Raw genomic sequence first — 6,101 nt, forward strand, 5'->3', positions numbered from 1 at the left:
AAACACACACCCAACCATCACACGAAACATTTTCCGCGTGATCAACCGGGGGCATCCACAGGATTTGGTACTCTTCGCCTTGCGGCCCGCCGTACCAGCGGATCTCTACTCTACAGTGTCTCATCGATGTCCGCAACCCGGAGTTCACCTCCGCGTCACTTGGATCGAAATCCATCTGAAGCGTTCGCTGTGGCCCATTGGGCCGGCAGCTCGATCTACTCTACACCACCGGGATCGGCGCCCACAAGGGGCAGAATGCCGTTCGGAGGGTGATCTCGCTCACCGCTCCAACGAGCCCCCGCACCTCGCGGGATTCCGGCGGTCCAGCGTCCTCAGGCGACCGGCTCGATGAGGGCCGGGGAGTCGTTGCGGACGTTGCCGACGGCCTTGCCGACCCGGTGCTTCGTCACGCTCGCGGGATCGACCTGGGCGAGCGTGGCCGCCAGCAGGTCGGGGACCTCGCCGCTCGGCAGCGCCGGATTCATCCAGTCGTCGATGTGGTCACGACCGAGGAACACCGGCATCCGGTCGTGGACGTCGCGGAGATGACCGGCCGATTCCATCGTGAGGATCGACGTCGACACGAGCCAGGAGTCGTCGGGCTGCTTCCAGAACTCGAAGAGCCCCGCCATGAAGAGCGGGTCCTGGCCTGCCGCCGACATCATCCACGGCTGCTTGCCGTCCTCGGTGACCTCCCACTCGTAGTAGCCCGGGATGGGAAGGGCACACCGCCGGCGCTTGATCGCCTGCCGGAACATCGGCTTCTCGAGCACCGTCTCCGAGCGCGCGTTGAAGGCCTTGAACCCGATCGCCCGGTCCTTCGCCCAGCTGGGCACGAGTCCCCACGACGCCGCTTCGAGGCGGCGGGTGAGCTGTCCGTCGTCGTCGAGGCGCTCGACGACGATGGGGATGTCGGCACCCGGAGGAACGTTGTACCGCGGGGTGTAGTCGTAGGAGACGACGTCGAGGCGGAGCTCGTCGGCGAGGTCCGCCGGGTCAGATGACAGGTTGAGTCGACCGCACATGCGCCAATCCTCTCACTTCACTACACTGTCGACAATGGCGCCGGAGAAGAGCACAGCGGTACGGTTCGATCCCATCGAGGAGTCACGGAAGCAGTGGCTCGCGCACGGCTGGGATGAGGCCGCGGACGGCATGAACACCGTCATCTCCGTGATGCGCGTCCACCAGCTCTTCCTCGCGATGGTCGACGCCGCGCTCAAGCCCTTCTCCCTGACGTTCTCGCGCTACGAGGTGCTCACTCTGCTCTCGTTCACGAAGTCCGGCACCCTGCCGATGTCGAAGATCTCCGCGCGCCTCCAGGTCCACGCGACGTCGACGACGAACTCCGTCGATCGCCTCGAGAAGGCCGGCCTCGTCCGTCGCCGCAGCCATCCCGACGACCGCCGGACCACGCTCGTCGACCTCACCGAGGCCGGTCGCGAGCTCGCCGCCCGCGCCACCTCGGCGCTCAATGACGAGGTCTTCACGTCCCCTGCCGTCTCCGGCACCGATGGAGGCGAGCTCCTCCCCCACCTCGAGGCGCTGCGGGTGCGCCTCGAAGACCCCGCCTGATTCGCCTGCTGCACTCCTGAGTCCACCGAGCTCCGGAACTCTGCCCGACTCCGGAACTCTGCCCGGCTCCGGAACTCTGCCTGACACCAGAACTCTGCCGGGACTCCCCCACCGCCCTCCCGGACCGCGCTCTGCTCTCCGCTCTCTGCTCTCCGCTCACCACCAGGTGAGAGCGGCCTCGGGGCAATTAGTTGGACGTCCTAGTAAATTCTCCGTATCCTGATGACAATGCCGTGCCCGTGATCGCGGTCACCCCGCCCACCCCGCACGAGCGCACCACCGCTCACCCGTCATCCTGGAGGAACCATGTCCCGCAGCACTGTGACTGCCCTGCCGTTCGGCCTCACCGAGGAGCAGCAGACGATCTCTGCCATGGTCCGCGACTTCGCCGACACGGAGATCGCCCCCTACGCACTCGACTGGGATGCCAACCACCACTTCCCCGTCGACGTCATCAGGAAGTCGGCGGAACTCGGCATGGGCGGCATCTACGTCCGTGAGGAGTCCGGCGGCACCGGGATGGGCCGGATGGATGCGGCCCTGATCTTCGAGGCGATGTCGACCGGCTGCCCGTCGGTGGCCGCCTACATCTCGATCCACAACATGGTCGCGTGGATGATCGACAAGTGCGGCAATGAGGAGCAGAAGGAGAGGTACCTCCTCCCGCTCGTCTCGATGGAGCACCTCGGCAGCTACTGCCTCACCGAACCCAACGCCGGCTCCGATGCCGGTGCCCTGCGCACCTCGGCGCGCGAGGACGGCGACCACTTCGTCCTCAACGGCGTCAAGCAGTTCATCTCCGGCGCCGGGTCGACCGACACCTACCTCGTCATGGCCCGCACCGGGCAGGACGGCGCCCGCGGGATCTCCGCGTTCATCCTCGAGAAGGGGATGGAGGGACTGAGCTTCGGTGTCAACGAGCAGAAGATGGGCTGGCGCGCCCAGCCGACCCGCCAGGTCATCATGGAGAACGTCCGAGTGCCGAAGGAGAACATGCTCGGCGACCTCGGTCAGGGCTTCAAGATCGCGATGTCCGGCCTCGACGGCGGCCGCCTCAACATCGGGGCGTGCTCGCTCGGCGGCGGGCAGTCCGCGCTCGAGAAGGCCATCGACTACATGGGCGAGCGCCAGGCCTTCGGCACCGAGCTCACCGGCTTCCAGGCGCTGCGCTTCGAGGTCGCGGAGATGCAGACGAAGCTCGAAGCCGCACGCTCCCTCCTGTGGCGGGCCGCGAACGCCTACGACGCGGGCGACCCGAACACGTCCCTGCTCTCGGCGATGGCGAAGCTCACCGCCACCGACACCGGCTTCGACGTCGCCAATCGGGCCCTCCAGCTCCACGGCGGCTACGGGTATCTGACAGAGTATGGGATTGAGAAGCTGGTTCGCGACCTGCGCGTCCACCAGATTCTGGAAGGCACCAACGAAATCATGCGCGTGATCATCTCGCGCAAGAGCACAGGAGTGGGCTGATATGACGACAGAGAATCCGAGCATCATCGCCACAGCGTCCGGCGGCCTCGGACGGATCGAACTCAACCGGCCGAAGCTGATCAACGCGCTCAGCCTCGACATGGTCGCCGGCATCGATGACGCCCTGCGCAGCTGGTACGACGACGACACCGTGACCACCGTGCTCGTCACCGGCCGCGGCGAGCGCGGTCTGTGCGCCGGCGGGGACATCAAAGCCGTCTACACCGACATCGTCGAGGGCACGGGCGAGAACGCGAAGTTCTGGAACCGCGAGTACCGGATGAACGCCGCGATCGCCGAGTACCCGAAGCCCTACGTCGTCATCATGAACGGCATCACGATGGGCGGCGGCGTCGGGATCTCCGGGCACGGCTCCGAGCGCATCGTCACGGACTCGACGAAGGTCGGGATGCCCGAGACCGGCATCGGACTCTTCCCCGACGTCGGCGGCACCTACCTGCTCGCGCGCGCTCCCGGCGAGCTCGGCACGCACCTGGCGCTGACCGGCACCGCGGTGGGCCCGGGCGCGGCGCTGGCCCTCGACCTCGCCGACCACTACGTCCCCGAAGCCGACCTCCCCGCCCTCATCGCCGACCTCGAAGCCGGGGAGGACGTCGACACCGTCGTCTCCCGCTATGCCGCGGACGCCCCGGCCGATGACCTCGCCGAGGCGGCCGCCTGGATCGACGAGTGCTACACCGGAGATGACATCGAGGACATCCTCGCCCGCCTCGAGGCCCATGCGAACCCCGAGGCGAACGCGGCTGCCGCCCTCATCCGGACGAAGGCCCCCACCTCGGTGAAGGTGACCCTGGCCGCCCTGCGGCGGGCCGCGGACATGACGCTCGCCGAGGTGCTCGAACAGGACTACCGCATCGCCGTCGAGATGACGCGCCGCCCCGATCTGCGCGAGGGCATCCGCGCGCAGGTCATCGACAAGGACCGCAGCCCCCAGTGGTCGCCGGCCTCCCTCAGCGAGGTCGACGACGCCACCGTGACCGCCATCCTCACCACCGAGCAGACAGACAAGGTGTTCTCATGAGCGACTACGCAACCATCCTCACCTCCGTCGACGACGGAGTCGCGACGATCACGATCAACCGGCCCAAGGCGCTCAACGCGCTCAACCTCCAGGTCCTCACCGACATCACCGATGCGGCGACCGGGTTCGACGCCGATGACGCGGTGCGCGCGATCATCATCACCGGCAGCGAGAAGGCGTTCGCGGCCGGCGCGGACATCAAGGAGATGTCCGAACTCGACTTCGCCACCGCCTACCGCGCCGACTGGTTCGCCGGCTGGGAGCGCCTGACGAACGTCCGCAAGCCGATCATCACCGCCGTCAGCGGCTACGCCCTCGGCGGAGGCTGCGAGGTCGCGATGATGGGCGACATCCTCATCGCCGCGACGACGGCGAAGTTCGGCCAGCCCGAGATCAACCTCGGCGTGCTCCCGGGCATGGGCGGGTCCCAGCGCCTGACCCGGGCGGTCGGCAAGGCGAAGGCGATGGACATGTGCCTGACCGGGCGGATGATGGACGCCGAGGAGGCCGAGCGCTCAGGCCTCGTCGCCCGCGTCGTCGCCCCCGAGGAACTCCTGTCGACGGCGAACGAGATCGCCCGCACGATCGCCGGGAAGTCCCTCATCGCCTCGGCGATGGTCAAGGAGGCGATCAACGTCGCCTTCGACACGACGCTCGAGCAGGGCCTGCGCTACGAGCGCCGCCTCTTCCACTCGGTGCTCGCGACGAACGACCAGACCGAGGGCATGGCCGCCTTCGTCGAGAAGCGGGATCCGAACTTCACCGACTCCTGACCGAGGGCGACCGCGAAGCGGGGGCGCAGCCGAATCATCGGCCGCGCCCCCGCTTTCTGCTCCCCTCGCACCGATTTTTAACATTCGTTCAGTTAGAGTGGTGCTGTTCGCAAATCCAAGGAGGCATCGTGAACCCCATTGACTCTCTCGACCTGAGGCTGCGCCTTCCGGTCTTCGGCTCCCCGATGTTCATCGCATCGGGCCCCGAACTCGTCACCGCCCAGTGCCAGGCCGGCATCGTCGGGGCGTTCCCCACCCTCAACGCGCGGCCGGCGTCGCTGCTCGCCGACTGGTTCGACGAGATCACCGAGTCGAACGCGAACTACACCGCAGCCCACCCCGAGTCCCCCGCCGCCCCGTTCGCGGCCAACCTCATCGTCCACCGGTCGAACAATCGCCTCGAGGCCGACCTCGCCGAGGTGGTCAGGCACAAGGTGCCCATCGTCATCACCTCACTCGGCGCCAGGGAAGAGGTCAACGAGGCCGTCCACTCCTACGGCGGCGTCGTCCTCCACGACATCATCAACAACCGCTTCGCCCACAAGGCCGTCGAGAAGGGCGCCGACGGCGTCATCGCCGTGGCCGCCGGGGCCGGCGGACACGCGGGCGCGCTCTCCCCGTTCGCGCTCGTCCAGGAGATCCGCAGCTGGTTCGACGGGCCGCTGCTGCTCTCCGGTGCGATCGCCCACGGCCGGTCGATCCTCGCGGCATTGGCCGCCGGGGCCGACTACGCCTACATCGGCTCCGCGTTCCTCTCCACCCCCGAGGCCAACGTCGTCGATGCGTACCGGCAGATGATCGTCGACTCCGCCGCCGACGACGTCGTCTACTCGAACTACTTCACCGGGGTCAAGGGCAACTACCTGCGCGGCTCGATCGTCGCCGCCGGCTTCGACCCCGACGATCTGCCCGAGGCCGACCCCTCGAAGATGGACTTCGGCACCGACCCGAACTCCGACGCGAAGGCGTGGAAGGACATCTGGGGCTCGGGTCAGGGCATCGGCGCCCTCGGGCTGCAGCGCACCACCGCCGAGCTCGTCGATCGCCTCGCCGCCGAGTTCCGCGACGCCGAGGACGAGCTGCGCACACGACTGGCGCGCACTGCTCCCGCCGCGGCCTCCGGCACCGTCTGAGCCCGCGCCGGCGCCGTCTCAGTCCGCGCCGGCGCAGTCTGAGCCCGCTCCGGCACCGAGACGGCCACTTCGCGTCGAGACCGCCACCTGTAAGCGGCGGTCTCG

At 67.9% G+C, this 6,101-nt stretch carries 6 protein-coding genes; 5 read left to right on the forward strand and 1 reads right to left on the reverse strand.

The features are described from left to right. Positions 1–332 precede the first annotated feature (332 nt). Positions 333–1,025: an SOS response-associated peptidase gene (locus tag ABD154_RS17810; protein ID WP_198498234.1), complete on the reverse strand. Its 693-nt coding sequence runs from the start codon at positions 1,023–1,025 to the stop codon at positions 333–335. A 34-nt stretch (positions 1,026–1,059) separates the two neighbouring features. Between ABD154_RS17810 and ABD154_RS17815 the strand changes: the two genes are divergently transcribed. The 5 genes from ABD154_RS17815 to ABD154_RS17835 all read left to right on the forward strand — a co-directional run bounded on the left by ABD154_RS17815 (position 1,060) and on the right by ABD154_RS17835 (position 5,996). Further along, positions 1,060–1,575 (forward strand): MarR family winged helix-turn-helix transcriptional regulator, encoded by a 516-nt coding sequence (locus tag ABD154_RS17815; RefSeq protein WP_198498233.1) that lies wholly within the window; start codon positions 1,060–1,062, stop codon positions 1,573–1,575. 306 nt (positions 1,576–1,881) lie between these two features. Then, positions 1,882–3,048, forward strand: a complete 1,167-nt coding sequence (locus ABD154_RS17820) for an acyl-CoA dehydrogenase family protein (RefSeq protein ID WP_344251844.1) — start codon at positions 1,882–1,884, stop codon at positions 3,046–3,048. A 1-nt stretch (position 3,049) separates the two neighbouring features. Beyond that, entirely contained in the window at positions 3,050–4,090 is a 1,041-nt protein-coding gene (locus tag ABD154_RS17825) for an enoyl-CoA hydratase/isomerase family protein (RefSeq protein ID WP_198498231.1), read from the forward strand. Continuing rightward, positions 4,087–4,863 (forward strand): enoyl-CoA hydratase, encoded by a 777-nt coding sequence (locus ABD154_RS17830; RefSeq protein ID WP_198498230.1) that lies wholly within the window; start codon positions 4,087–4,089, stop codon positions 4,861–4,863. Before ABD154_RS17825 ends, ABD154_RS17830 begins: the two co-directional genes overlap by 4 nt. 128 nt (positions 4,864–4,991) lie before the next feature. Then, entirely contained in the window at positions 4,992–5,996 is a 1,005-nt protein-coding gene (locus ABD154_RS17835) for an NAD(P)H-dependent flavin oxidoreductase (protein WP_232623531.1), read from the forward strand. Positions 5,997–6,101 lie beyond the last annotated feature (105 nt).

This window comes from Brevibacterium sanguinis (genome assembly GCF_039528855.1).
Lineage (GTDB): Bacteria > Actinomycetota > Actinomycetes > Actinomycetales > Brevibacteriaceae > Brevibacterium > Brevibacterium sanguinis.

What these genes read in the sequence shown, in the direction of transcription:
- ABD154_RS17810 (WP_198498234.1), bottom strand. Translation starts at nt 1,025, where the DNA reads ATGTGCGGTCGACTCAACCTGTCATCTGACCCGGCGGACCTCGCCGAC.
- ABD154_RS17815 (WP_198498233.1), top strand. Translation starts at nt 1,060, where the DNA reads ATGGCGCCGGAGAAGAGCACAGCGGTACGGTTCGATCCCATCGAGGAG.
- ABD154_RS17820 (WP_344251844.1), top strand. Translation starts at nt 1,882, where the DNA reads ATGTCCCGCAGCACTGTGACTGCCCTGCCGTTCGGCCTCACCGAGGAG.
- ABD154_RS17825 (WP_198498231.1), top strand. Translation starts at nt 3,050, where the DNA reads ATGACGACAGAGAATCCGAGCATCATCGCCACAGCGTCCGGCGGCCTC.
- ABD154_RS17830 (WP_198498230.1), top strand. Translation starts at nt 4,087, where the DNA reads ATGAGCGACTACGCAACCATCCTCACCTCCGTCGACGACGGAGTCGCG.